Source organism: Ensifer sp. R-19, assembly GCF_049905105.1.
Taxonomy (GTDB): domain Bacteria; phylum Pseudomonadota; class Alphaproteobacteria; order Rhizobiales; family Rhizobiaceae; genus Ensifer.
Window position 1 is genome coordinate 278,086 of record NZ_CP184569.1, and the last position, 23,556, is coordinate 301,641.

Genomic DNA, 23,556 nt, shown 5'->3' on the forward strand with positions numbered 1-23,556 from the left:
GAGGGGCGCGCCAGCCGTCCGCTCGACGGGCCCATGCGGCGCGCCTGCTCGATCAGGCCGCCTGCGCGTCCTTGTCCTTGAGCTCGAGCTGGCCGCTGGCCGCCAGGCGAATGGCTTCCTGGGTGATCGAGCGCCGTGCGATCGCGATGTCGCGCGGGTTGATGCCGGCATCGCCCATGGCGAGATCGGATTCGATCATGCGGCGCTGGCGTGCGCCGATCGAGGCAAGTACCGATTCGCGCAGTTCTCCCGTCGATCCGCGCAACGCCATCGTGATGATGTCCGTCGACACGTCGTTGAAGAGTTGTACGCGGCTGCGCTGCGGCATGTAGAGCACGTCGTCGAAGAGGAAGATCTTCGGGCGCACCTTGTTGGCGGAAGCGGTGCTGAGCGATTCGAGCGACGCGAGCAGGGTGTCCACCTGCGGCTTGTCGAGTTCGTTCATGACCTCGGCGATCTTGGCCGGGCCGGCCGAATTGCGTTCCGCTTCCATCTCGCCGATCATTTCCATGACGCGCTTCTCGATGATCGCGGCGGCTTTCGCGTTGACGTCCTTCATGTTGACGGCGCGCTTCAGGATGTCCGGCCGCTGCTCTTCGGAAAGCTGCAGCAGCACCTTGGCGCCGAAGCCCGAAGGCATCATCGACAAAACGTAGGCGATCGTCTGCGGATGTTCCTTGGCAAGCTGTACCGATACGGCGACCGGGTCGCATTCCTGCAGGCGATCCCAGATGCTGGCCTCGTAGGACTGGAAAGTGGCGCGGCGGCCGAGTAGGCCGTCGACCTCGTCCGGGGTCAGGCCTTCTTCGAGGATGCTTTCAATCGCCTTGGCATTGTCCATCAGCCCGGCGCCCTCGGTGAAGAGGTCTTCGAACTCGTTGACGAGCGCTTCCAGCTCATGCGGCGGAATGGCGCGCAGCGACTGCGCCGCGGCGATGATCGACTGCAACTCGCTCTGGGTGAAGAACTTCAAGAGCTTGCTTGCGACGCCCTTGCCCATGGCAAGCAGGACGGCCGCCGCCTTGTCCGTCTGGCTCAGCGGCCTTGATAGCGCCTGAGCCTCGAAACTTTCGAAATCCATCATGGATTCATCCTTCGCCCGATCATCGGGTTTTATGACTTCTTGCTGCCCTTGATCTCGATGAGTTTGACGCCGAATCGGGTGTCGTCGCCTTCGAGAACGGTAATTTCGCCGCGACCGATCACCCGGCCGTTGACCATGATCTCGACTGGCTCTCCGATCCGGCGATCCAGCGCGATCGTTGCACCTTCGCTCAGGTTCATGAGACCGGACACCTGCATGCGGCTTGTGCCGAGCACGATCTGGACGTCGATCGGGATATCCATGATCAGGTCGATATTGGCCGTCATGCCGCTGCCGGGCGGCGTGTCGATCGCAGCTTCAGTGCTGTCGAACGACGTCGCGCCGAAATCCGTGCCACCGAAATCGCTCGAAGCGGAACCGCCGCCGAGATCGGCGCCGAAGTCGCTGGAGCCGAAATCGCCGCCGAACGCGTCGAGGCCGCCGGCCGGTGCGCCGAATTCGCTACCGAAATCTGTTGCCGCGCCAGCGGGTTCGCTGCCGAAATCCGAGCCGAAGGCTGCCGGCGCATCCGAATCCTGCTTGAGGACACCGCGCAGGTCATTGATCGCCTGGTCGAGTTCCATGTCTCCGACAGCGGCTTCTGCCTGTTCGTTGATGGGTGCTTTCTTGGGTGCCATGTGAGAACTATTCCAGTTGAAGCTTGCCTCAGGCATGCTGCGAGCGCGCGGCAGGCCGATTTAACTCATGATGTGGCGAAGGATATCCTGCTCGGAGCCGTGGGTATCCTTGACCCGAACCGTGTATTTTGATCCCGATCGTCCGAATTCGCAGACATAAAGGTCGCGGCCATTGGCGTTGACGTCGACGCGAACGTCCTGGGCGTCGTGAAAGGGAATGACGTCGCCCGCCTGCAGCCGGCTGATCGTTTCGAGCGTCAGGCTTTCGAGCCGGATGCGCGCCTCGATCGTGACGGCAGAGCGGCGAACCTGTTCTTCGAGCTGCTCGGTCCATTCGGCCTTCGCCTTGCGCTGCTGGCCGCTGCCCTTGGGGAAGACGATAGCGGTCTTCAGGAGCACGCTCTGGGGTACGATGACGGAGAAGGTGGACATGACCGGGCCGAAGCCGATCGTCATGTCTATGGCGCCCGCATGGATGTCCGCGATCATGGGATCGGGCTTGGGGCGCGATGCGCTGTTGAGCGGACGTTCGACGATCGCTTCGAAACCGCCCGGCGCGTTGACGGCGGTGCGCAACACGTCGGCGATCTTTTCGAAAAGCGGCACGGCGACGTCGATCTCGATCTGGGAGAGCGCACGCGGCTGCGGCTCTTCGATCCCGGCCGGCTCGGCGCCGAGCAGCGCCTCGACGAGGGTGATGATGATCGGGCTGTCGCAGCCGATCTGGAAATCCGCGCACCAGTTGCGCAAGGACACGTTACTGATCACCACGCCGGTACCAAGGCCGGCAATCAGCTCCTGCCGGAGCCCCGTCCGGAAACCGGCATAGCCGATCGTGACGTCAAGACCCGTTTCCGCCCGGCAGATGTCGGGCAGGAATTCGCCGAAGACCTGGCCGAGTTCGAGCGCCAGCCGGCCGATCACCCGGTCGTCGCCGAGCGCGCCGGTCATGCGCGCCAGGAGTTTCCGGTCGAATGCGTGAACGTTGGATGTTGCGGAATTCATGGGATCAAGCCGCCTTGCTTTCGCCGCCGCCGCCGGGGTTCATCATTTCCTGCTCGACCGCGTCGATCGACGGACGCTCATAGGCCGAGATGGTCTTGCGGCCGTATTCGAGAGCGACCTGCGGTACCGAGCCGTTCATGTAGGCAAGCAGCGTCTGCTTGACGATGATGTAGAGGCGGTTCTGCTTCTCGCGCACCGATTTGATGTTGGCGACCAGCGGCGCGACGATCGAATAGGACAGGAACACGCCAAGCAGCGTGCCGACGAGTGCGGCTGCGATCTTGGCACCGAGAACTTCCGGCGCCTCGCTGATCGCGCCCATCGCCTTGATGACGCCGAGAACCGCCGCGACGATACCGATGGCCGGGAAGGCGTCGCCCATCGTGTTCAGCGCGTGATAGCACTTCATCTTGTCGTGGGTGATGGTCTGGATTTCTTCGTCCATCAGCGCTTCGATCTCGTGCGATCGGGCGTTGCCGATGATGATCAGACGTACGTAATCGCAGATGAAGGCGGTCAGTTCCTTGTTCTTCAGAACCGTCGGCGCTGCCTGGAAGATCGAGGATTCTTCCGGGTTGTCGATGTGGCTTTCGATCTCGTTGCGCGACTTGGTGCGCAGATCCCGCATCAGCGAATAGAGAACGCCGAGCGTGTCGAGATATTCGCGCTCCTTCGGCACCCTGTGGCGAAAGGCTTCGCCGAGCGCCTTGCCGGTATCCTTAACCACCTTCATCGAGTTGGCCATGATGAAGCCGCCGATGCCGGCGCCGCCGATGATCAGCAGTTCGAAAGGCTGGTTGAGGACCTCCATGTGGCCGCCCATGGCCAGATAGCCGCCGAGAATACAGCCGAACGTCACAAGAAGCCCGATGATGATGTTCATTTTCGATACCTGTCGCGATCCTATTTTCCGCTAACGGGATACGGTTTCATCCTTGCGTGAGGCTGGCCGGTGCGGGCGATGGGGTCATTCATCGGAACAGGTTCGCGCAAGGCTATCCGGTCAGGATTTGTCAAGGCAGGGCGCATGCTCTGTCTGTGTCATTCCGGCAGGGGCGAACCGATCGTGACCACGACCTACACGAGCTACAAGCTGATAACGGCCGACTTGACGAAGTCGCTGGCCCGCGTTGCCGAGCAGCCGGATGTGGCGCGCGAGACGGAGTACTACCTGTCGAAGATCGGCGACGTCAAATCGATCGACGATTTCTTTGCCGATACCAGGCTCTACAACTACGCGATGAAGGCTCACGGTCTCGAAGACATGGCCTATGCCAAGGCTTTCATGCGCAAGGTGTTGACCGAAGGCATCGACAAGGACGACGCCTTTGCCAACAAGCTGACCGACAACCGCTACAAGCAGCTCGTCGAATCGCTGAACTTCGCCGCCCACGGTGCGGCCGCCACATCCTTCGACCGTGCCCAGAAGGGCGTCGCCGACAAATATGCTCGCCAGACACTGGAGCAGAACGCCGGTGAGGAAAATGCCGGCGTGCGGCTTGCCCTCTATTTTTCGCGCATGGCACCGACGATCAGCAGTGGCTACGCCATCATCGCCGACGAGGCGCTCGCCCAGGTGGTGCGCACCGCCTTGCAATTGCCCGACGAATTCGCGGCAACCGATGTCGATCGTCAGGCCGAGGCCTATGAGGCGGCGATCGATTTCAAGGATTTCCAGAACCCGAGCAAGGTGACCGAGTTTCTCGACCGGTTCACGGCGCTCTGGGAAACCAAAAATTCAACGGACGGTTATGATCCGCTCGCAGTCTTCGGTTCTTCGAGCGGCTACGGCATCTCTTCCGATCTTCTCCTGTCCATCAACAGCCTGAAACTCGGGGGAAATTGAACGTGCAAACCGGTCTTTACGTCGCGATTTCGTCGCAGATGGCGCTCGAGAAGCGCCTCAACACACTTGCCGACAATATCGCGAACTCCGGCACCGTCGGTTTCCGTGGCACCGAGGTGAAGTTCAATCAGATGCTCGGTGATACGAAGCCGACCAAGGTTGCCTACGTCAGCAAGGGCGAGGAGTTCCTGAACACCAACAACGGCTCGCTGTCGCGCACGGGCTCGGCTCTCGACTTTGCGATCAAGGGCGATGCCTGGTTCCAGATCGAGACGCCATCCGGCCCGGCGCTGACGCGCGACGGGCGTTTCACGCTCACCGATACCGGCGAACTCGTCACTATCCGTGGCTATCCGGTGCTCGACGCCGGCGGAGCGCCGATCCAGCTCAACGGCAGCGGCGGCGAGATCACCGTCGGCGCCGATGGTGCGATCCATCAGAACGGCGTGGCTGTCGCCTCGCTCGGTCTCTATGAGGCAGATTTCAGCAAGGGTTTCATGCGCCTCGACAACAGTGCTGTTCAGCCGACGGCGCAGGCCGAGCCGGTGGTCGATCGCTTCGATGTCGGTGTGATGCAGGGCTTCGTCGAGGAATCCAACGTCAATGCCATCCAGGAAATGTCGCAGCTGATCATGGTCACGCGCGCCTTCGACAACATCACTGGCCTGTTGCGTGACAGCGAGGGATCGCTCGAAGAAGCGGTCAAGACGCTCGGCGGCAGTCGCTAATTTCTGACGGGTACCGGCATGCAACGCGAAGGCCTGAAGACAAGCGCGGGATCGACCTCTCTGGCAGCACTTGCCGGTCTGGTCGAGCGCTACGCAAAGCCCGAATTCTCGATCGCTCCGGGCGGACACGTGCAGACGATTTCGCCCGGTCACTACACGGTGACCGGCCTTTCGCGGCATGTGCGGCTCGGTGATTTCGTCGCCCACAAGAGCGTCACCGGAACCCATCTCGGCGAAGTCGTGCGGGTCGAACCGGAGCGGGTGGTCGTCTGCCCGATCGAACCCGGCGATCCGATCGGCATCCATGACACCGTGATCCGCAAAGGTGCCTTCCGCGTCGCGCCGACCGATCAATGGTGCGGCCGCGCCATCAATGCGCTCGGCGAGCCGATCGATGGTCTCGGGCCGCTGCTGCAGGGCGATGTGCGCCGCTCGATCTCCAACACCGCGCCGCCGTCGATGAGCCGCAAGCGGGTCGAGAAGGGCTTTCTCACCGGGGTCAGGGCGATCGACATCTTTTCGCCCCTCTGCCTCGGCCAGCGTCTCGGCATCTTCGCCGGCTCCGGCGTCGGCAAGTCGACGCTGCTCTCCATGCTGGCGCGCGCAGACGCCTTCGACAAGGTGGTGATCGCGCTCGTCGGCGAGCGCGGCCGCGAAGTGCGCGAGTTTATCGAGGATACGCTTGGCGACAATCTCGCAAAGTCGGTCGCGGTGGTGGCAACCAGCGACGAAAGCCCGATGCTGCGCAAGATGGCGCCACTGACCGCCGTCACCATCGCCGAGCACTATCGCGACAATGGCGACAACGTGCTGCTGATCGTCGACAGCGTCACCCGTTTCGCACACGCGATCCGCGAAGTGGCGACGGCCTCGGGCGAGCCGCCGATTGCCCGCGGTTACCCGGCCTCCGTTTTCACCGAGCTGCCGCGGCTGCTGGAGCGCGCCGGTCCCGGTACCGAAGGCTCAGGCACGATCACGGCGATCATCTCCATCCTTGTCGACGGTGACAACCACAACGACCCGGTCGCCGATTCGACGCGTGGCATCCTCGACGGTCACATCGTGCTCGAACGCAGTCTTGCGGAAGAGGGGCGCTATCCGCCGATCAATCCACTCGCCTCCATCTCGCGCCTGGCGCGCAAGGCCTGGACTCCCGACCAGGAAAAGCTGGTGTCGCGGTTGAAGGCGCTGATCCACCGCTTCGAGGAAACCCGCGATCTTCGCCTGATCGGCGGTTACCGCCCCGGTGGCGATCCCGACCTCGACATGGCGATCAAGCAGGTGCCGGTTATCTATGACGTCCTGACGCAGACCGCCGGTGAGCGCCCGGCGCAGGACGCCTTTGCCGATCTCGCCAATGCATTGAAGGCGGCGGCGATGGGCAATCAACCGGGCGCGAGAGCGAGGTGATGGCGGTGACCGATTACGATGCGGACGAAATGGTTCATCAGCGCAAGCGAAGCAGCCGCATGCCGATGACCGACAAGTTCCTGGCCGCGACCGGCGTCGCGCTTGCCGCCTTTGCGACTTTCTTTCCCTGGTACGCCTTCTTCCACCAGGACAAGTTCACCATGCCGCCGCTCTGGCAGGGTTCCACCCGCGATCTGCCGGAGCGCGCCGCCCGCAACGTCGTCTCGGTTTCGCCGCTGGCAATGCCCGACGCGGACGGCGAGACCATGGCGGCGATCGACCAGCTGACGACGGCGACCGTGCCCGGCATCGCCGGCGGTCCGGGTCCCGAAGGGTCGGCTGCGGAAGAGGGGCTGTCACAGCCCTTTCCGGGCAAGTCCGGCTTCAAGCTGATGCATGTCGCCAATGGCCGGGCGCTGATCGAGGATGCGAGCGGCATGTATATCGTGCGCATCGGCTCGTTCCTGCCTGACAACACCCGGCTTGCCACGCTCGAGCAGCGAGACGGCCACTGGGTGATGATCACCTCGTCAGGCGAAGTCTACCAGGCCAACTGATTTAGCAGCCCATCGTCAGAGTTGATGGTCGCGTATCGCTTCGGATGCGCGGCGCGCTGCTGTTCGCCCGAAGCGGAATGCAAGCGTCCGGACCGCAGCGACCTCCGACGAAAGTCCCACGCAAGATTACCGGCCTAGGTTCGCATCACCAAGCATGGAGCTTTTGATGCAACCGATTCAGCTTTTCGAACTCGCGTCCCGGCAGGCCCAGTGGCTGACCGTTCGCCAGAACGTGGTGGCCGGCAACATCGCCAATGCGAACACGCCGCATTACAAGGCGAAGGACGTCAAGCCGTTCGAAAGCGTGCTGCAGGATACCGGCATGCAGATGGCCGCGACCCACAAGGCGCATTTTACCGAAGGCCTCGAAGCCTCGCAGGTTGCCGAAGTCGGCATGGTCGACGGTGTGCAGATCCAGCAGTCCGGCAATAGCGTCGCGATCGAGCAGGAAATGATGAAGACCGGCGAGATCAAGCGCGACTACGAGCTCAGCGCCGGGCTTGTGAAGGCGTTTCACCGCATGATGCTGATGACGGTACGGAAGTAAGAACCATGGATCCATTGACCTCAGCCCTCAAGGTATCGGCTTCCGGCCTCCAGGCGGAATCGACCCGTCTGCGTATCGTCTCCGAAAACATCGCCAACGCCCGCTCGACCGGCGACACGCCGGGTTCGGAACCCTACCGCCGCAAGACCATCAGCTTTGCTGCCGAAGTCGACCGGGCAAGCGGCGCCTCGCTTGTCGAGATCGAACGGCAAGGCACGGATGATTCGGACTACAACATCGAGTTCGATCCGGGCAATCCGGCGGCCGACGAGAAGGGCATGGTCAAGATGCCGAACGTGAACATCCTGGTTGAGATGGCCGACATGCGCGAAGCCAACCGCGCTTACGAGGCCAATCTCCAGACCATCAAGCAGTCCCGCGATCTGATTTCCCAGACAATCGACCTGTTGAGAGCCTCGCAATAATGATCGATGCAGTCAAATCCCTCGGCGCGTTCTCGGTCACCAAAGAGACCGACGGTACCCGTTCCACATCCTCCTCGTCGTCGATCTTCGGCATGCCGGCCGCCACGCCGGGCGTGCCGCAGGGGCAAAGCTTCGCCTCGGTCCTCGGGGATATGGCGACCGACACAATCAACGCGATGAAAAAGGCCGAGGGCGCATCGCTCGACGGCATCCGCGGTCAGGCAAACACCCGTGAAGTTGTCGATGCTGTCATGAACGCCGAACAGTCGCTCCAGACAGCACTCGCCATCCGCGACAAGGTGGTCACCGCCTACCTCGAAATCGCGCGCATGCAGATCTGAAGGAACGAGACATGAAGGCCCTTTCCATTGCCGCAACCGGCATGAACGCCCAGCAGCTGAACCTCGAAGTGATCGCGAACAACATCGCGAACATCAACACGACCGGTTACAAGCGCGCCCGCGCAGAATTCTCCGATTTGCTTTATCAGACCGAGCGCGCCCAGGGCGTGCCGAACCGCTCCAACCAGGCCATCGTACCGGAAGGCGCGATCATCGGCCTCGGCGTCCAGACGGCTGCCGTGCGCAACCTGCATATCCAGGGCAGCATGGTCAACACTGGTAACGACTATGACCTGGCGCTGATGGGCCGCGGCTGGTTCCAGGTCGAGACGCCAGATGGCGAGACGGTTTATACGCGCTCCGGCGCCTTCAACAAGAATGCCCAGGGCCAGCTCGTGACCATCGACGGTTACACGGTCGTCCCCGGCATCACGGTTCCGCAGGATGCGACGGAAATCGCCTTCACCAGCTCCGGCCAGGTGATGGTGCGCATCGGCAACGATCCCGCGATGCAGGAAATCGGTCAGCTGACGATCGCCAACTTCGTCAACGAGGCCGGTCTCGAGCCGCAGGGTGACAACCTCTTCAAGCAGACCCCGGCTTCCGGCGACGCGATCGTCGGCACGCCGGCGGACCCGGGCTTCGCGCAGATCAAGCAGAAGTATCTCGAGGCGTCCAACGTCGATCCGGTGAAGGAAATCACCGACCTGATCTCGGCCCAGCGCGCCTACGAGATGAACTCCAAGATCATCCAGGCGGCCGATGAAATGGCGGCCACGGTGAGCAAGAACCTCAGGTAACGAAAGAGGGGGCAAACATGATGTTTCGCCGATCCGCAGACATCAAGGTATCGAAGGGCGACAGCGCATCCAAGGCGCTTCGTCTGGCGGCTGGCGCCTTGCTTGCCGCCACTTTCCTGTTGCCTTCGGCGAGCCTCGCGGAGCGGCCAACCGCGGTGATCCCGACCCGGACGATCTATCCGGGCGAAACGATCGACCGCAGCCGCGTCGAGGTTGTCGACGTTACCAACCCCGATCTCGCGGACGGCTACATCAGGACCCTCAACGAAATCGATGGCAAGGTCACCAAGCGCACGCTTCTGCCCGGTCGGGTGATCCTCGCAAACGCACTGCGCGAGCAGTATGCCGTCGAGCGCGGCTCCACCGTGCGCCTCGTCTTCAGCAATGGCGGCCTGACTATCAGCGCCGCCGGATCACCGCTCCAGGATGCCACCGTCGGCGAACTGATCCGGGCGCGCAACATCGATACCGGCATCATCGTTTCCGGAACGGTAATGGCCGACGGCACTGTCCATGTGGTGGCGAAATGAAAATGCTTGCCTGCAAATGGTTCCTGACGCTGGCCGTCGCGATCTCGACGGCGCTGACGCCGGCTTTCGGCGCGTCCAGGATCAAGGACGTCGCCTCGCTCCAGGCGGGACGCGACAACCAGCTCATCGGCTATGGCCTCGTCGTCGGCCTTCAGGGAACCGGCGACAGCCTGCGTGCCTCGCCGTTCACCGACCAGTCGATCCGCGCGATGCTGCAGAATCTCGGCATCTCCACCCAGGGCGGCGATTCCCGCACGCGCAACGTTGCGGCCGTTCTGGTGACGGCGACGCTGCCGCCGTTCGCAAGCCCCGGCAGCCGCGTCGATGTGACCGTAGGGTCGCTCGGCGATTCCACCTCGCTTCGCGGCGGCACCCTGGTGATGACCTCGCTCTCCGGCGCGGACGGCCAGATCTATGCAGTCGCGCAAGGGTCCGTCGTCGTGACGGGCTTTGCCGCGCAGGGCGATGCGGCAACCCTCAACCAGGGTGTGACGACGGCCGGGCGCGTGCCCAATGGCGCAATCATCGAGCGCGAGCTGCCGTCCAAGTTCAAGGACGGCTTCAACCTCGTTCTGCAACTGCGCAACCCGGACTTCTCGACGGCTGTCGGCATGGCTGCGGCGATCAACAAATATGCCGCCCAGCAATATGGCGGTCGCATTGCCGAGGCACGCGATTCCCAATCCGTGCTCGTCGAAAAGCCGAAGATGGCCGATCTCGCTCGGCTGATGGCCGATATCGAAAACATCGTGATCGAGACGGACGTCCCGGCCCGCGTCGTCATCAACGAACGCACCGGCACGATCGTGATTGGCCAGGACGTTCGCATCAACGAGGTGGCGGTGAGCTACGGCACCCTGACCGTCGAGGTCAGCGAGACGCCGACGGTGGTTCAGCCGCTGCCATTCTCGCGTGGACGAACGGAGGTGGAACCGAACACCACCATCAACGCGCAGTCCGATGGCGGCACGGTGGCGATCCTCAACGGATCGAGCCTTCGCTCGCTCGTCGCCGGCCTTAACAACATCGGTGTCAAGCCGGACGGCATCATCGCCATCCTGCAAAGCATCAAAACGGCCGGGGCCCTTCAAGCGGAGCTAGTGCTGCAATGACGGCGAACATGAACCCATCTTTCGGCAAGGTCCGCAATCTGTTGCTTGTCGGCGCGGCCGCCGCTTCGATGCTGACGATGCCCGGCGCCTTCGCCCAGGACGTTACCGCGCCTCCGGCAACCGACGCGACGCAGAATGAGATCCAACAGTTCTGCACGAATATTGCCGACGCCGCCCGCGACCAGCGCTACGTGCTGCAGCGCAAGGACCTCGAGACCTTGCAGGCAAGCATCGATGAACGCATCGCCACGCTGGAGAAGCGACGCGACGAATACGAGGACTGGCTGAAACGCCGCAACGACTTTTTGAAACAGGCCCAGCTCGGTCTTGTCGACATCTACAAGACGATGAAGCCGGATGCGGCTGCCGGCAAGCTGGAAATGGTCAATCCGGAGATCGCCGCTGCGATCGTCATGCAGCTGCCGCCGCGACAGTCGTCTCTGATCCTCAGCGAAATGACGGACGAAAGGGCGGCGATCCTTACCAATATCATCTCGAGCGCCAGCGACCCGAACACCTCGAAGGAACCATCATGAAAATGCGTCTAACGGCCGTGCTGACGGCGGGTCTCCTTGCCGGGTGTCAGAACCAGGCGTTCAACGAGATTGGTCGGGCGCCTTCGATGAGCCCGATCGGCAGCGGTCTGCAATATTCCCAGACGCCGCAGCTTGCCATGTATCCGAAGCAGCCGCGCCAGGTGGTAAGTGGCTACTCGCTCTGGAACGACCAGCAGGCCGCCCTGTTCAAGGACGCGCGCGCGATCAATGTCGGCGACATCCTCACGGTCGACATCAAGATCAATGAAGGCGCTACCTTCGACAACAAGACGGATCGCAGCCGCAAGAACAGCAGTGGCTTCAACGTCGGTGCCAACGGCAAGTCGGAGGCCAGCGATTTCGGCTGGGAGGGCGACCTGAAATATGGGTCGAATACCAAGACCGAGGGCGACGGCACGACCGAGCGTTCGGAAAAGCTGAGGGTGCTCGTCGCCGCAGTCGTGACCGGAGTTCTCGAAAACGGCAACCTCTTGATCAGCGGTTCGCAGGAAGTGCGCGTCAATCACGAACTGCGCATCCTCAACGTTGCCGGCATCGTGCGGCCGCGGGATGTCGATGCCGAGAACGTCATCAACTACGACCGCATCGCCGAGGCACGCATCTCCTATGGCGGCCGCGGTCGCTTGACCGAGGTGCAGCAGCCGCCCTACGGCCAGCAGTTCATGGACCTATTTTCGCCGATCTGATCGGCAGGGAACGGCAAGATGGAAGAATTGGATACCGCCACCGCGCCGAAGTCGCCGTCAAAGGTGATGACCATCGCGATCGTCGCCGTGCTGACGCTCGTTGCCGGCGGCGGCGGCTGGCTGGTCGGCGGCCTGCTCGCGCCGCCTCCGCCGAAGGAGCAGGTCGAGGCGACCAAGGAACCGGCCGCCAACGCCACGGGCGAAGAGGGCCTGCCGAAGCTCGCGACCGAAGCAAACGGTGTCGTTCAGCTGGAGCCGATCACCACCAACCTTGCCTATCCTTCGGAGAACTGGATACGGCTCGAGGTGGCGCTGCAGTTCGACGGCGCGCCCGATCCCAAACTGGCGGAACAGATCCACCAGGATATCGCCGCCTATCTGAAGACGGTCTCGCTGCAGCAGATTCAGGGGCCGCGCGGCTTTCAATATCTCCGGGATGACATTCAAGAGCGGGTTGACCTGCGCTCCGATGGGCGCGTAACCAATGTGATGTTCAGAACCTTCGTCATCCAATGATTCGATAAATGGTCCGGCTTGTCGCCTTCATAGTCGCCATGATGGCGATGTCCGGTATTGCCGGCGCCCAGAGTTTTCCCTCTGATATCCTGAATACACCTATCGACGGGTCGGCCGCCTCGTGGATCATCCGCACTTTCGGTCTTCTGACCGTTCTGTCGGTGGCCCCAGGCATCCTGATCATGGTCACCAGCTTTCCGCGCTTCGTGATCGCCTTTGCGATCCTGCGCACCGGCATGGGCCTCGCGACCACGCCGTCCAACATGATCATGGTGTCGCTGGCCCTGTTCATGACCTTCTATGTCATGGGGCCGACCTTCGATCGCGCATGGCGCGACGGCATCGATCCGCTCATGAAGAACCAGATCACCGAGGCCGAGGCGATCCCGCGGATCAGCGAGCCGTTCCGCGAATTCATGCTCGCCAACACCCGTGATAAGGACCTGCAGCTCTTCATCGATATTGCCAAGGAAAAGGGCCAGACGGTGGTCGTGGACGACAAGGTGGATCTGCGCGCTGTCGTGCCGGCCTTCATGATCTCCGAAATTCGCCGCGGCTTCGAAATCGGCTTCTTGATCATGCTGCCATTCTTGGTGATCGACCTGATCGTTGCCACCATCACCATGGCCATGGGCATGATGATGCTGCCGCCGACGGCGATCTCGCTGCCCTTCAAGATCCTGTTCTTCGTGCTGATCGACGGATGGAATTTGCTCGTCGGCAGCCTGGTGCGCTCCTTCAGCTAGATACCCGTCATCAAAGGTTTGCGGATTTCGGATTAACGGGACAGCGATTCCGGTAAATCCCGGACAGTCGTTTCACTAAATCGCGGACAGTCTCGCGGGATCGACTTTCGTTCGCCTGGTTGATGTCATTTGTTATTGATTTCGGCGTTTCGCGTTTCGGTCAAGAGCGAGGATTGCTTTTGCTTCCTCATGCTATCGCCTTCGAGCGCAATTCGGTGAGAGTTGTGAACGATGCGATCGAGGATGGCGTCAGCGATAGTTGGTTCCCCGATCATCTCGTGCCACTGCGCCACGGGGAGTTGGGCGGTGATCAGAGTTGATTTCCTGCGGTAGCGCTCTTCGAAGATTTCCAGGAGATCCAGCCGCTGCTGATCGCTGAGCGCATGGGTTCCCCAGTCATCCAAGATGAGCAGTTGAACACGTGCGAGCTTGTCGACCAATCGAGGGAACCGACCGTCGAGGCGCGCCAGGGCCAAATCCTCGAAGAGACGAGGCATCCGGACATAGAGAACGGAATAGTCGAGGCGGGCCGCCTGCCGTCCGATGGCACAGGCAAGCCAGGTTTTGCCGGTTCCCGTTTGTCCGGTCAGGATCAAGTGCTCATGGGCTTTGAGCCATTCGCCTTGTGCCAGGGAGAGAAGCTGTCTGCGGTCAAGGCCGCGATGGGCGGCGAAGTCGATGTTCTCGATGCAAGCGTCGGGGAAGCGCAGTTTGGCGATTGCAAGCCGGTTGGTCAGGCGCTTGTCACCGCGCACGGCCATCTCCCGGTCGAGCATCAGACCCAGCCATTCGTCGCGGTTGAGATCGCTGCCCTCGGGCTGATTGGCCAGTTCACGATAAGCTGCTGCCATGCCGGATAGACCGAGTGCGTGCATCTGGTCGAGGGTTGGATGTGTGAGCATTCAAGTGTCTTCCTTTCTTCACTGGTAATAGGAACTGCCGCGGATGTTGCCATGCGGCGGGGCAGGCTTGACCGGCTCGGCGGCTGGTGGAGCTTGATCGAGGCCGGATTTGAGGATGGTGCTGACGGAGGAATAGCTGGTCGCATTGATCGTCAGCGCCCGATCGCACGCGGCTTCAAGACGCTCAGGTCCGTACCGGCGCGCGAGTGATAGAACGCCTTGAGCGGCGCGGTATCCCTGCTGGGGATGGGGCCTGTCGCGCATCAGCCGTTCGATCAGGATCGCAGCGTTGCGGCCAATCTTTGCGGCCTGTTTGATCAGGCTCGCCGGAGTGGTGTTGGCATAGTGCTGATGCGTCTTGGGCATGTGTTCGTTGACGGTGACGTGACCAGCCCGCTGCGACGTCCGGCGGTGACTGGCGACACGTTGGTGATCATGGAAGACCTCGACAATCCGGCTTGTAAGCCGGACATCGACCTGGCGGCCGATCAGGCGGTGCGGCACGGAGTAGAAGGCCTTATCGACCTCGACATGATAGTCGGGATGAACCTTTGCCGATTTCCATTCGGAATATTCGAATGGCGTTGCTGGCAAGGGGGCGAGCGCTTCGCGTTCGATCGCCTCGAAGAGTTGATGTCGGGATTTGCCAACACGCCGCATCGGCCGGTTATTGAGATCGTCGAGGAGCTGGCTGATCCGCACGTTGAGATCAGCGAGGCTGAAGAAGCGCTCATTCCTCAGTCGCGCCAGGATCCAGCGCTCAACGATCAGAACGCTGCCTTCGACCTTGGCTTTGTCCTTCGGCCGTTTTGGGCGGGTCGGCAGGACCGTCGTGTCGTAATGTTCGGCGAATGCTGCAAAAGTGGCGTTGATGGTCGGCTCGAACCACAAGGGCTTGGCAACGCCGGCCTTGAGGTTGTCGCAGACGATCGCCTTGGTCACGCCACCGAAGAAGCTCAACGCCCGTTGCTGACCCTCGATCCAGTCTGGCAGCCGTTGAGTGAAGCTCGCATAGGCGAAGGTGTACAAGGAGGCCGGCAGAACCGCGACGAAGATCTGCGCCGGCCGGATCTCGCCCGTCGCCGGATCAATGACGGGGACGGTGTGGCCAGCATAGTCGGTCTGCATCGCCGCGCCGGCGGTGTGGCGATTGCGGAAAGTGGCGCTGGCGCGTTGTTCGAAAGCGGCGAAACGCTCACAGAACCATGTGTATCCATAACCGTTGGGGTGCCGCTCGCGATATTCCTGCCACAACAGCGTCAGCGTCACGCCCTTTCGCTTTAGTTCACTGGCGATCTGGCCCCAGTCTGGCGCGTGCATGTCCTGGGGCGGGCGGCCGCGACGATGGAACAGGCGACGCTGCAACACAGCGTCCTCGTCAAGCCCAGGCGGCAACGGCCAGCCCGTCAGCCCGGCCTCACGCGCCCGCAGCAGGTAGGTCGAAATGGTCGTTTTGCTGATCTTCAGCCGTTCCGATATCGCACGAACCGAAAGCCCCTGTTCGTGCGTCAGTCGCAATATCGATCGAATGTCCTTCACGTCAATAAGTCTCGCCTGCTTCCGTCTCGCCATTCCCCGCACCCCTCTCAAATCGGGGTCCAGAATGGCAAAAACGGCGCGTGCGAAAGTCGATGTTTTAATCGCCGAAAGACTGTCCGGGATTTACCGGAATCGCTGTCCGGGAATTAGCGGAAATGCTGTCCCGGATTTAGTGAAATCGCTGTCCGGGATTTAATGGAAACCCTGTCCGCGAATTACCGAAACCCGCAAAAGGTTTGAGCGCTTCGAAAAGCGCAAACAAAAAAGGCAGCGCCTTGGCGCTGCCTTTCGTCGTTCGGGGTCGAGTGTCGGATCGCTCAGCGCTCGAACGAGCCAGTCCGCGCCGGTAGCGCCGGAACGTCGATGTGATCCGGTACCAGACCTCTCTTCGCGCGGTCAGCCATCATTTCGTAGCCCTGTTCCAGGTGGCGGCAGAAGCGTTCGGCATCGAACAACGGCATGCGGAACCGGTTCTCCTCGAGGGTCTTTCGATAGTCGGCGATCCTGTCTCGGTTGTTGTAGAGCGCGACCGCCTCGCGAACATAGTCCTCCGGCCCGGCGGCTACGAGTTCCGGCACGCCAATGGCGTTGAGCAGGCTCTCACTCACGCGTGAGGCGAAGTTGGTGCCTTTGAAGGTCAGCACCGGAAGGCCGGCCCAGAGCTGTTCCGAGGTCGTCGTGTGGCCGTTATAGGGATAGGTGTCGAGACCGATGTCGGCGACCGGGATACGGCTGATGTGGTCTTGATAGAGGACCTTGGGGCAGACGATGATGCGCTTGGTGTCGAGGCCGGCACTCTTGAACTTTGCGATGATGTTCGCTCGCGCATCCGGGCGGCTGCACATCAGCCAGAGCACGCTGTCCGGGGTCTGCTGAAGGATCTCGATCCACAGGTTGATGGTCTGCAACGAGATCTTGCGGTTGGCGTTGAACGACGCGAAGACGAATACATCCTCGGGAAGGCCGAGCTGGCGACGCGACAATGGCTGCGGCAGCGGGCGGTTGAGAGGGTCGTTCGGCTGATAGGTGTCGGGAAGCCGGCAGTATTTCTCGTAGTAGTGCGGTTCGCTGCCATCCGGCAGGACATGGGGGTCGCCGATGATGTAGTCGAGGTCGACATTGACCGTCGTCCCGGGAAAGCCGAGCCAGCTCACCTGAACCGGAGCGGTCTGCCGGTTGAAGATGTTCACCCGGCTCTCGAGCGTGTGTCCTTTGAGGTCGACAAGAATGTCGATGTTCTCGGAACGGATGACCTCCGCCGCTTGGTCATCGCTAAGGTCGTTGATGGAAACGATCTTGCCCCACTTTTCGCGGGACCCGTCGTCGCGCACGACGTTGTTGGGCGATGTGTGGCAGAAGAGAGTGATATCGAAACGCGAGCGATCGTGCGCCGTGAGCACGGCTGCGAGCAGCTTCATGGTCGCGTGGTCGTGCCAGAAGTCGGAAGAGACATAGCCGATACGGATGCGGTCGTTCCAGGCATGTGGCATGGCGCGGCGGGCTTCCGTCAGTCCGGCAGGGAAGGGACGGTGCTGTGCGCCGGCAATCCGGTTCAGCCGTTCGTCGCCGCACCAGGTGATATGGTAATAGGGCGCCTCGGCGGCGAGGATATCCGCCTCGCCGAGCCTCAGCGCTCGGTCGATGTCGCGGCTGTGTTTCTCGACTTCGGCAAAGTCGTTTGCCTCGCGGGCATAGACGAGATAGGCGGAGCGCAATGTCGTGTTCTTGGGGTGCGTCTTGAAGAGATTTGCGACGGCCTCACGGTCTAGCGCATCGTTGACATCGGCTGTCAAAAGTTTGAATGCCAGCGATTGATGATGGCGATTGGCGCTGGTCGACAGCGGTGCCTTGAACAGGCCGAGGATTTCCTTCTGGTCGCGCTTGAGGAAGATCGAAGCAATGATGAATGCGATCTCCGGATCCGTCTTGGCTTTCTCCAGCAGCGGGAGGCCGATGGCCAGAGCTTCGTCCTCGTGTCCATTGACGAAATAGAGTTTCATCGCCTCGGTCAGATAGTCCTGCGACCGCGAACCGCCGGCCTCTCCAGCGAGCTGGTAGGCGCGTGCCGCCTCGGGCTTGAAGCCGAGCTTCAGCAGAACCTTGGCGAGCAGCACAAAGGTCTTCGTATCCCGATTGATATTCATCAGGATGTTGAGCTGGTCGAGCGCGTCCGTGTACTGGCCTTTCTGATATTGCCGGGAAGCGGTCGAGAAAATGGCTTGGGCGTTCACTGATAGCTCCGTCGTCTGGGCTGCCGGCATCAAAGGCTTGGCACCTCGATGTCGCAAAGTAGGTCTCGTGGCCATCGTAGTAATGCGAGCTTGCCTCAGGCATGACGCGGTCAACCCCGATCAAAGCCTGGTCCTGTCTCGCAAGGGGCCATTCGAACGGCGCGTTTGGTGACCCGGACCGTCCACTTAAGGCGTTGTTAAGTATAAATTATCTCTCGCTGAGACCGCTTTGGCATTTAAGGAATTCGCAAGCATTGGGCTCGATATTCGGCCTCACATGACGGGTTTGGTTTCTTCCGAGAAAGTCGTTGGAACCGAGAGGCATGAAGCCGATCCATCATCACCGGTAGTGTAAACAGTCCGGTATGTCCCCCAATCGTCTTAAGTAATAAAGGGACACTCTAATGACGAGCATCATGACCAATTCCGCCGCAATGGGCGCTCTCGCTACCCTGCGTTCGATCAATTCGGATATGGAAACCACCCAGGACCGCATCTCGTCGGGCCTGCGCGTCGGTTCCGCTGCCGACAACGCCGCTTACTGGTCGATCGCGACCACCATGCGTTCGGACAACAAGGCGCTCTCGACCGTTCAGGACGCACTCGGCCTCGGCGCTGCCAAGACCGACGTTGCCTACACGGCCATGGAAAACTCCAAGAACGTCGTCGACGAGATCAAGAAGAAGCTGGTTGCCGCCAGCGAGCCGGGTGTTGACAAGAGCAAGATCCAGAAGGAAGTCAAGGAGCTGCAGAACCAGCTCGTGAGCATCGCGAAGTCGGCTTCGTTCTCCGGCGAAAACTGGGTCTACAACGACGCCAACAACACGGCTGCCACCAAGTCGATCGTCGGTTCGTTCAACCGCGACAACCAGGGCAACGTCAGCCTGACGCAGCTCCAGTTCGACACGAACAAGAGCTCGCTGATCCAGGTCGACGCCACCGGCGCTAACGTTACGACCGGCGGCACCGGCCTGCTCTCCAGCTACATGGAATACAAGCTGGCGACCAACGGTTCGACGGTTACGACCGGCTACAGCGTGCTGTCGATGGACATCACCAACATGACCACCGGTGCTCTGGCAGAAGCCATCTCGGGCGTTGACGCAACGCTGCTGCAGATGACCGACGCCGCTTCCGACCTCGGTGCGCTCAACAGCCGCGTCGAGCTGCAGAAGAACTTCGTTCAGGACCTCTCGGACTCGATCGAGAAGGGCATCGGCAAGCTCGTCGACGCTGACATGAACGAAGAGTCAACCCGCCTGAAGGCTCTGCAGACGCAGCAGCAGCTCGGCATCCAGGCGCTCTCGATCGCCAACTCGAACTCGCAGAACATCCTGTCGCTGTTCCGTTAATCGAGCGCCGGGCGGCGCGGGTTCCGGCTCGCGCCCGACTGCAGAAAATCGAAACCGCGCTTCGCAAGAGGCGCGGTTTTTTGTTGTGCCAAATCGGATGTTGGAGCGTTTCGAAAAATAATCGCGGCGTCTTAGGTTGCCGTTAACCACGATGGTGTTTGCTGTGTCCATCGAAGGAGCGGGTTAACCAACAACAACAACCGGTTAACAGGCATGAGGCTGACCGCTGCTTCCCGGTAGCTCCCGGAATGTCCCTTTTTCACGAGTATTGCCAACAAGGGGCACTCAGCCAATGACCAGCATCATGACGAACACCGCCGCAATGGCGGCTCTCTCCACTCTGCGTTCGATCAATTCGGATATGGAAACCACCCAGGACCGCATCTCGTCGGGCCTGCGCGTCGGTTCCGCTGCCGACAACGCCGCTTACTGGTCGATCGCGACCACCATGCGTTCGGACAACAAAGCTCTCGGCACGGTTCAGGACGCTCTCGGCCTCGGCGCTGCCAAGACCGACGTTGCCTACACGGCCATGGAAAACTCCAAGGACGTCGTCGACGAGATCAAGAAGAAGCTGGTTGCCGCCAGCGAGCCGGGTGTTGACAAGAGCAAGATCCAGAAGGAAATCAAGGAGCTGCAGAACCAGCTCATCAGCATTTCCAAGTCGGCTTCGTTCTCCGGCGAAAACTGGGTCTACAACGACGCCAACAACACGGCTGCCACCAAGTCGATCGTCGGTTCGTTCAACCGCGACGCCCAGGGCAATGTCAGCCTGACGACGCTCCAGTTCGATACGAACAAGAGCTCGCTGATCCAGGTCGACGCCACCGGCGCTAACGTCACGACCGGCGGCACCGGCCTGCTCTCCAGCTACATGGAATACAAGCTGGCAACCAACGGTGCGACGGTTACGACCGGCTACAGCGTGCTGTCGCTCGACATCACCAACATGACGGTGGGCGCGCTGGCCGAAGCCATCTCGGGCGTTGATGCGACGCTCCTGCAGATGACCGACGCTGCTGCCGATCTCGGTGCGCTCAACAGCCGCGTTGAACTGCAGAAGAACTTCGTTCAGGACCTCTCGGACTCGATCGAGAAGGGCATCGGCAAGCTCGTCGACGCTGACATGAACGAAGAGTCGACCCGCCTGAAGGCTCTGCAGACACAGCAGCAGCTCGGTATCCAGGCGCTCACGATCGCCAACTCGAACTCGCAGAACATCCTGTCGCTGTTCCGTTAATCGGGCGCCAGGCGGCGCGGGTTCCGGCTCGCGCCCGACGGCAGAAAATCGAAACCGCGCTTCGCAGGAGGCGCGGTTTTTTGTTGGTCTATTTCAGCCACACGTGCCGAAATTATCGACTGAGCTTCAGCATTTGTTAACCACGATGGTGTTTTCTGTGGCCAACGAAACGGCGGGTTAATCAACATTAACAGGCATGAGGCTGACCGCTGCTTCCCGGTAATCCCGGAATGTCCCTTTTCATTCCAAATCAGCCAACAAGGGGCACTCAGCCAATGACCAGCATCATGACGAACACCGCCGCAATGTCGGCTCTTCAGACCCTGCGTTCGATCAATTCCTCGATGGAAACCACCCAGGACCGCATCTCATCGGGCCTGCGCGTCGGTAGCGCTGCGGACAACGCCGCTTACTGGTCGATCGCAACCACCATGCGTTCGGACAACAAGGCACTCTCGACCGTTGAAGACGCTCTTGGCCTCGGCGCTGCCAAGACCGACGTTGCCTACACGGCCATGGAAAACTCCAAGGACGTCGTCGACGAGATCAAGAAAAAGCTGGTTGCCGCCAGCGAGCCGGGCGTCGACAAGAGCAAGATCCAGAAAGAAATCAAGGAGCTGCAGAGCCAGCTCGTGAGCATTGCCAAGTCGGCTTCGTTCTCCGGCGAAAACTGGGTCTACAACGACGCCAACAACACGGCTGCCACCAAGTCGATCGTCGGTTCGTTCAACCGCGACGCCCAGGGCAACGTCAGCCTGACGACGCTCCAGTTCGACACGAACAAGAGCTCGCTGATCCAGGTCGACGCCACCGGCGCTAACGTTACGACCGGCGGCACCGGCCTGCTATCCAGCTACATGGAATACAAGCTGGCGACCAACGGTGCGACGGTTACGACCGGCTACAGCGTGCTGTCGCTCGACATCACCAACATGACGATGGGCGCTCTGGCAGAAGCCATCTCGGGCGTTGACGCAACGCTTCTGCAGATGACCGACGCTGCTGCCGATCTCGGTGCGCTCAACAGCCGCGTTGAACTGCAGCAGAACTTCGTCCGCGACCTCTCGGACTCGATCGAGAAGGGCGTTGGCCGCCTCGTCGATGCTGACATGAACGAAGAGTCGACCCGCCTGAAGGCTCTGCAGACACAGCAGCAGCTCGGTATCCAGGCGCTCACGATCGCCAACACCAACTCGCAGAACATCCTGTCGCTGTTCCGCTAAGCGAACGACAGGCAAGACGGGCGACTTTTCGCCCCTCTTGCGCACACAGCAGAAAGGTCGCACGCCCAACGGGGTCGTGCGGCCTTTTTCGTTTTGCGCTTCAAACTTTCCCAGGCGTGTCAGGCAGGGTGCGCGATCCGCCTTTAACCTTTCATCCATATTCCCTTATTTTTGTTCACCTTTGTTACCGACTTACTAACGGCGTTAACCATTTGTTAACCATGCAATCGTTACATATTGGTTAAGAGCGAAGGGTCGCCTCCAGGGCAAAACAGGGGCGATTCGCATGATGCCAGTCCCATCGCTGCCGGTTCTGCACTCCGGAATGTCTTCAGAAATTCATTCCGGGCAGGTGACCAATGACCAGCATCATGACCAATACCGCCGCCATGGCGGCGCTTCAGACCTTGCGTTCCATCAATACCGACATGGCCGAGGTCCAGGATCGGATTTCCTCCGGCTACCGCGTGCAGACCGCTGCGGATAATGCCGCCTACTGGTCGATCGCGACCACCATGCGCTCCGACAATGCGGCGCTGTCGACCGTCGAAGACGCACTTGGCCTCGGTGCAGCCAAGATCGACACGGCCTATGCGGCGATGAATTCGTCGATCGACGTCGTCAGCGAGATCAAGCGCAAGCTGGTTGCCGCGCGCGAGCCGGGCGTCGACAAGCTGAAGATCGACAAGGAAATCACCGAACTCAAGAACCAGCTCCTGGCTGCCGCGCAGTCCGCATCCTTCTCCAGCGAAAACTGGCTCTATAACGCGAATGCGGCTTCCGTCGGCACCAAGTCGATCGTTGCCTCGTTCAACCGCGATGCCAACGGCAACGTGTCGGTCACCACGCTCGACTTCGACACGGCGCAATCCATGCTGATCGATACGGCCAACGCGAGCCGTGGCCTCCTGACCAGAAGCTACGACGCCTCGCTGCTCACGTCGCCGGTCGGCACCTCGGCCAAGCTTTTCCACCTGATCGGCGCACCGGTGACCACCCCGAATGCGACCTCGTCGGAAGTCAAGCTGACGGCAGCGACCACCGACGCCCAGATGGACGACATGATCCGCGTCGTCGACCACATCCTCGGCCAGTTGACCGATGCCGGCTCCACGCTCGGCGCCATCACCAAGCGCATCGACATGCAGGAAAGTTTCATCGCCAACCTGATGGATACGATCGACAAGGGTGTCGGTCGCCTGGTCGATGCCGACATGAACGAGGAATCGACGCGCCTCAAGGCACTGCAGACGCAACAGCAACTCGGCATCCAGGCGCTCTCGATCGCCAATACGAACTCCGAGAACATCCTGCGCCTGTTCCAACAGTAAGGCGCATCGGCGGAGAGTGGCCGGCTGCGCCCGGCGGATCCGCCAAAACGCTTCCGCTTTCCCGGAATGGGGGCGGCAAAGTTTGAGTTCTGCCACGTCGTCGGTCACGGCACCCGGTGGAAACGGTTGGACCGCGCTAATTGCCCTGGCGCGGTCCAACACATTCATTTTCGCACAAGTTTGACCGAATAGCCTTCTCTCGCAGTCCTG

25 protein-coding genes are annotated in these 23,556 nt (G+C 61.1%); 18 read left to right on the forward strand and 7 right to left on the reverse strand.

Annotated features, from left to right (window positions below; translation table 11 throughout):
* Positions 1-52: 52 nt before the first annotated feature.
* Genes fliG through motA form a run of 4 tightly spaced genes read right to left on the reverse strand, consistent with a single transcriptional unit; the run spans position 53 to position 3,610 of the window.
* The gene (gene fliG / locus ACN9MO_RS01310; protein WP_057248202.1) at positions 53-1,084 is read right to left on the reverse strand and encodes a flagellar motor switch protein FliG; all 1,032 of its coding nucleotides are present in this window, start codon (positions 1,082-1,084) and stop codon (positions 53-55) included.
* A gap of 29 nt (positions 1,085-1,113) precedes the next feature.
* Positions 1,114-1,722, reverse strand: coding sequence for a flagellar motor switch protein FliN (fliN, locus tag ACN9MO_RS01315; RefSeq protein ID WP_425986254.1), 609 nt, complete (start codon positions 1,720-1,722; stop codon positions 1,114-1,116).
* 60 nt (positions 1,723-1,782) lie between these two features.
* Positions 1,783-2,727, reverse strand: coding sequence for a flagellar motor switch protein FliM (locus ACN9MO_RS01320; RefSeq protein ID WP_113132130.1), 945 nt, complete (start codon positions 2,725-2,727; stop codon positions 1,783-1,785).
* Between the two features lie 4 nt (positions 2,728-2,731).
* A complete protein-coding gene (motA, locus tag ACN9MO_RS01325; RefSeq protein ID WP_113132131.1) occupies positions 2,732-3,610 on the reverse strand; it encodes a flagellar motor stator protein MotA in 879 nt (292 codons plus the stop codon).
* 183 nt (positions 3,611-3,793) lie between these two features.
* Here motA and ACN9MO_RS01330 point away from each other — a divergent pair, with 183 nt between their 5' ends.
* The 14 genes from ACN9MO_RS01330 (at position 3,794) to fliP (ending at position 13,528) form a co-directional block, all read left to right on the forward strand.
* A complete protein-coding gene (locus ACN9MO_RS01330; protein ID WP_113132149.1) occupies positions 3,794-4,573 on the forward strand; it encodes a DUF1217 domain-containing protein in 780 nt (259 codons plus the stop codon).
* Positions 4,574-4,575: 2 nt separating this feature from the next.
* Positions 4,576-5,301 carry a flagellar basal-body rod protein FlgF gene (gene flgF / locus ACN9MO_RS01335; RefSeq protein ID WP_057248206.1) on the forward strand — a complete coding sequence of 242 codons (726 nt, stop codon included), beginning with the start codon at positions 4,576-4,578 and terminating at the stop codon, positions 5,299-5,301.
* Positions 5,302-5,319: 18 nt separating this feature from the next.
* Positions 5,320-6,711, forward strand: coding sequence for a flagellar protein export ATPase FliI (gene fliI, locus ACN9MO_RS01340; protein ID WP_058323545.1), 1,392 nt, complete (start codon positions 5,320-5,322; stop codon positions 6,709-6,711).
* Positions 6,711-7,268, forward strand: coding sequence for a flagellar protein (locus ACN9MO_RS01345; protein ID WP_113132132.1), 558 nt, complete (start codon positions 6,711-6,713; stop codon positions 7,266-7,268). The genes fliI and ACN9MO_RS01345 overlap by 1 nt, the downstream gene beginning before the upstream one ends.
* Before the next feature lie 166 nt (positions 7,269-7,434).
* Positions 7,435-7,815, forward strand: a complete 381-nt coding sequence (gene flgB, locus ACN9MO_RS01350; protein ID WP_057248268.1) for a flagellar basal body rod protein FlgB — start codon at positions 7,435-7,437, stop codon at positions 7,813-7,815.
* Positions 7,816-7,820: 5 nt separating this feature from the next.
* Positions 7,821-8,240, forward strand: coding sequence for a flagellar basal body rod protein FlgC (gene flgC / locus ACN9MO_RS01355; RefSeq protein ID WP_057248209.1), 420 nt, complete (start codon positions 7,821-7,823; stop codon positions 8,238-8,240).
* A complete protein-coding gene (locus ACN9MO_RS01360) occupies positions 8,240-8,581 on the forward strand; it encodes a flagellar hook-basal body complex protein FliE (RefSeq protein WP_057248210.1) in 342 nt (113 codons plus the stop codon). The genes flgC and ACN9MO_RS01360 overlap by 1 nt, the downstream gene beginning before the upstream one ends.
* 11 nt (positions 8,582-8,592) lie before the next feature.
* Positions 8,593-9,381, forward strand: a complete 789-nt coding sequence (gene flgG / locus ACN9MO_RS01365; RefSeq protein ID WP_057248211.1) for a flagellar basal-body rod protein FlgG — start codon at positions 8,593-8,595, stop codon at positions 9,379-9,381.
* 17 nt (positions 9,382-9,398) lie between these two features.
* Complete coding sequence (gene flgA / locus ACN9MO_RS01370) at positions 9,399-9,911, forward strand: flagellar basal body P-ring formation chaperone FlgA (protein ID WP_113132133.1); 513 nt, start codon at positions 9,399-9,401, stop codon at positions 9,909-9,911.
* Positions 9,908-11,023: a flagellar basal body P-ring protein FlgI gene (locus tag ACN9MO_RS01375; RefSeq protein ID WP_057248212.1), complete on the forward strand. Its 1,116-nt coding sequence runs from the start codon at positions 9,908-9,910 to the stop codon at positions 11,021-11,023. The genes flgA and ACN9MO_RS01375 overlap by 4 nt, the downstream gene beginning before the upstream one ends.
* Positions 11,024-11,031: 8 nt before the next feature.
* The gene (locus ACN9MO_RS01380) at positions 11,032-11,559 is read left to right on the forward strand and encodes a MotE family protein (RefSeq protein ID WP_373419912.1); all 528 of its coding nucleotides are present in this window, start codon (positions 11,032-11,034) and stop codon (positions 11,557-11,559) included.
* The gene (gene flgH, locus ACN9MO_RS01385) at positions 11,556-12,266 is read left to right on the forward strand and encodes a flagellar basal body L-ring protein FlgH (protein WP_057248214.1); all 711 of its coding nucleotides are present in this window, start codon (positions 11,556-11,558) and stop codon (positions 12,264-12,266) included. Before ACN9MO_RS01380 ends, flgH begins: the two co-directional genes overlap by 4 nt.
* Positions 12,267-12,284: 18 nt before the next feature.
* Positions 12,285-12,782: a flagellar basal body-associated FliL family protein gene (locus tag ACN9MO_RS01390; protein ID WP_113132134.1), complete on the forward strand. Its 498-nt coding sequence runs from the start codon at positions 12,285-12,287 to the stop codon at positions 12,780-12,782.
* 8 nt (positions 12,783-12,790) lie between these two features.
* A complete protein-coding gene (gene fliP, locus ACN9MO_RS01395; protein ID WP_057248216.1) occupies positions 12,791-13,528 on the forward strand; it encodes a flagellar type III secretion system pore protein FliP in 738 nt (245 codons plus the stop codon).
* A gap of 125 nt (positions 13,529-13,653) precedes the next feature.
* Here fliP and istB read toward each other — a convergent pair whose 3' ends face one another.
* The 3 genes from istB to ACN9MO_RS01410 all read right to left on the reverse strand — a co-directional run bounded on the left by istB (position 13,654) and on the right by ACN9MO_RS01410 (position 18,230).
* Positions 13,654-14,430, reverse strand: coding sequence for an IS21-like element helper ATPase IstB (gene istB, locus ACN9MO_RS01400; protein ID WP_425986268.1), 777 nt, complete (start codon positions 14,428-14,430; stop codon positions 13,654-13,656).
* An 18-nt stretch (positions 14,431-14,448) separates the two neighbouring features.
* Positions 14,449-16,002, reverse strand: coding sequence for an IS21 family transposase (gene istA, locus ACN9MO_RS01405; RefSeq protein ID WP_425986271.1), 1,554 nt, complete (start codon positions 16,000-16,002; stop codon positions 14,449-14,451).
* A 284-nt stretch (positions 16,003-16,286) separates the two neighbouring features.
* Positions 16,287-18,230 carry a glycosyl transferase gene (locus tag ACN9MO_RS01410; protein ID WP_113133725.1) on the reverse strand — a complete coding sequence of 648 codons (1,944 nt, stop codon included), beginning with the start codon at positions 18,228-18,230 and terminating at the stop codon, positions 16,287-16,289.
* A gap of 374 nt (positions 18,231-18,604) precedes the next feature.
* On the opposite strand from ACN9MO_RS01410, the gene ACN9MO_RS01415 reads away from it, so the two are divergent.
* The 4 genes from ACN9MO_RS01415 to ACN9MO_RS01430 all read left to right on the forward strand — a co-directional run bounded on the left by ACN9MO_RS01415 (position 18,605) and on the right by ACN9MO_RS01430 (position 23,346).
* Entirely contained in the window at positions 18,605-19,552 is a 948-nt protein-coding gene (locus tag ACN9MO_RS01415) for a flagellin (protein ID WP_113479948.1), read from the forward strand.
* Between the two features lie 292 nt (positions 19,553-19,844).
* Positions 19,845-20,792: a flagellin gene (locus ACN9MO_RS01420; protein ID WP_192494620.1), complete on the forward strand. Its 948-nt coding sequence runs from the start codon at positions 19,845-19,847 to the stop codon at positions 20,790-20,792.
* Positions 20,793-21,067: 275 nt separating this feature from the next.
* Entirely contained in the window at positions 21,068-22,015 is a 948-nt protein-coding gene (locus ACN9MO_RS01425) for a flagellin (RefSeq protein ID WP_058325385.1), read from the forward strand.
* A gap of 359 nt (positions 22,016-22,374) precedes the next feature.
* Complete coding sequence (locus ACN9MO_RS01430) at positions 22,375-23,346, forward strand: flagellin (protein ID WP_058320502.1); 972 nt, start codon at positions 22,375-22,377, stop codon at positions 23,344-23,346.
* Positions 23,347-23,556 lie beyond the last annotated feature (210 nt).

Excerpts from the sequence above, each read along its gene's own strand:
- flgH (WP_057248214.1), top strand. The coding sequence starts at position 11,556 with ATGAAAATGCGTCTAACGGCCGTGCTGACGGCGGGTCTCCTTGCCGGG.
- ACN9MO_RS01425 (WP_058325385.1), top strand. The coding sequence starts at position 21,068 with ATGACCAGCATCATGACGAACACCGCCGCAATGTCGGCTCTTCAGACC.
- istB (WP_425986268.1), bottom strand. The coding sequence starts at position 14,430 with ATGCTCACACATCCAACCCTCGACCAGATGCACGCACTCGGTCTATCC.
- ACN9MO_RS01345 (WP_113132132.1), top strand. The coding sequence starts at position 6,711 with ATGGCGGTGACCGATTACGATGCGGACGAAATGGTTCATCAGCGCAAG.
- ACN9MO_RS01320 (WP_113132130.1), bottom strand. The coding sequence starts at position 2,727 with ATGAATTCCGCAACATCCAACGTTCACGCATTCGACCGGAAACTCCTG.
- motA (WP_113132131.1), bottom strand. The coding sequence starts at position 3,610 with ATGAACATCATCATCGGGCTTCTTGTGACGTTCGGCTGTATTCTCGGC.
- fliG (WP_057248202.1), bottom strand. The coding sequence starts at position 1,084 with ATGATGGATTTCGAAAGTTTCGAGGCTCAGGCGCTATCAAGGCCGCTG.
- istA (WP_425986271.1), bottom strand. The coding sequence starts at position 16,002 with ATGGCGAGACGGAAGCAGGCGAGACTTATTGACGTGAAGGACATTCGA.
- ACN9MO_RS01375 (WP_057248212.1), top strand. The coding sequence starts at position 9,908 with ATGAAAATGCTTGCCTGCAAATGGTTCCTGACGCTGGCCGTCGCGATC.
- fliN (WP_425986254.1), bottom strand. The coding sequence starts at position 1,722 with ATGGCACCCAAGAAAGCACCCATCAACGAACAGGCAGAAGCCGCTGTC.
- flgG (WP_057248211.1), top strand. The coding sequence starts at position 8,593 with ATGAAGGCCCTTTCCATTGCCGCAACCGGCATGAACGCCCAGCAGCTG.
- ACN9MO_RS01390 (WP_113132134.1), top strand. The coding sequence starts at position 12,285 with ATGGAAGAATTGGATACCGCCACCGCGCCGAAGTCGCCGTCAAAGGTG.
- ACN9MO_RS01430 (WP_058320502.1), top strand. The coding sequence starts at position 22,375 with ATGACCAGCATCATGACCAATACCGCCGCCATGGCGGCGCTTCAGACC.
- ACN9MO_RS01410 (WP_113133725.1), bottom strand. The coding sequence starts at position 18,230 with ATGCCGGCAGCCCAGACGACGGAGCTATCAGTGAACGCCCAAGCCATT.
- fliI (WP_058323545.1), top strand. The coding sequence starts at position 5,320 with ATGCAACGCGAAGGCCTGAAGACAAGCGCGGGATCGACCTCTCTGGCA.
- ACN9MO_RS01360 (WP_057248210.1), top strand. The coding sequence starts at position 8,240 with ATGATCGATGCAGTCAAATCCCTCGGCGCGTTCTCGGTCACCAAAGAG.
- flgC (WP_057248209.1), top strand. The coding sequence starts at position 7,821 with ATGGATCCATTGACCTCAGCCCTCAAGGTATCGGCTTCCGGCCTCCAG.
- flgB (WP_057248268.1), top strand. The coding sequence starts at position 7,435 with ATGCAACCGATTCAGCTTTTCGAACTCGCGTCCCGGCAGGCCCAGTGG.
- ACN9MO_RS01380 (WP_373419912.1), top strand. The coding sequence starts at position 11,032 with ATGAACCCATCTTTCGGCAAGGTCCGCAATCTGTTGCTTGTCGGCGCG.
- ACN9MO_RS01415 (WP_113479948.1), top strand. The coding sequence starts at position 18,605 with ATGACGAGCATCATGACCAATTCCGCCGCAATGGGCGCTCTCGCTACC.
- ACN9MO_RS01420 (WP_192494620.1), top strand. The coding sequence starts at position 19,845 with ATGACCAGCATCATGACGAACACCGCCGCAATGGCGGCTCTCTCCACT.
- flgA (WP_113132133.1), top strand. The coding sequence starts at position 9,399 with ATGATGTTTCGCCGATCCGCAGACATCAAGGTATCGAAGGGCGACAGC.
- fliP (WP_057248216.1), top strand. The coding sequence starts at position 12,791 with ATGGTCCGGCTTGTCGCCTTCATAGTCGCCATGATGGCGATGTCCGGT.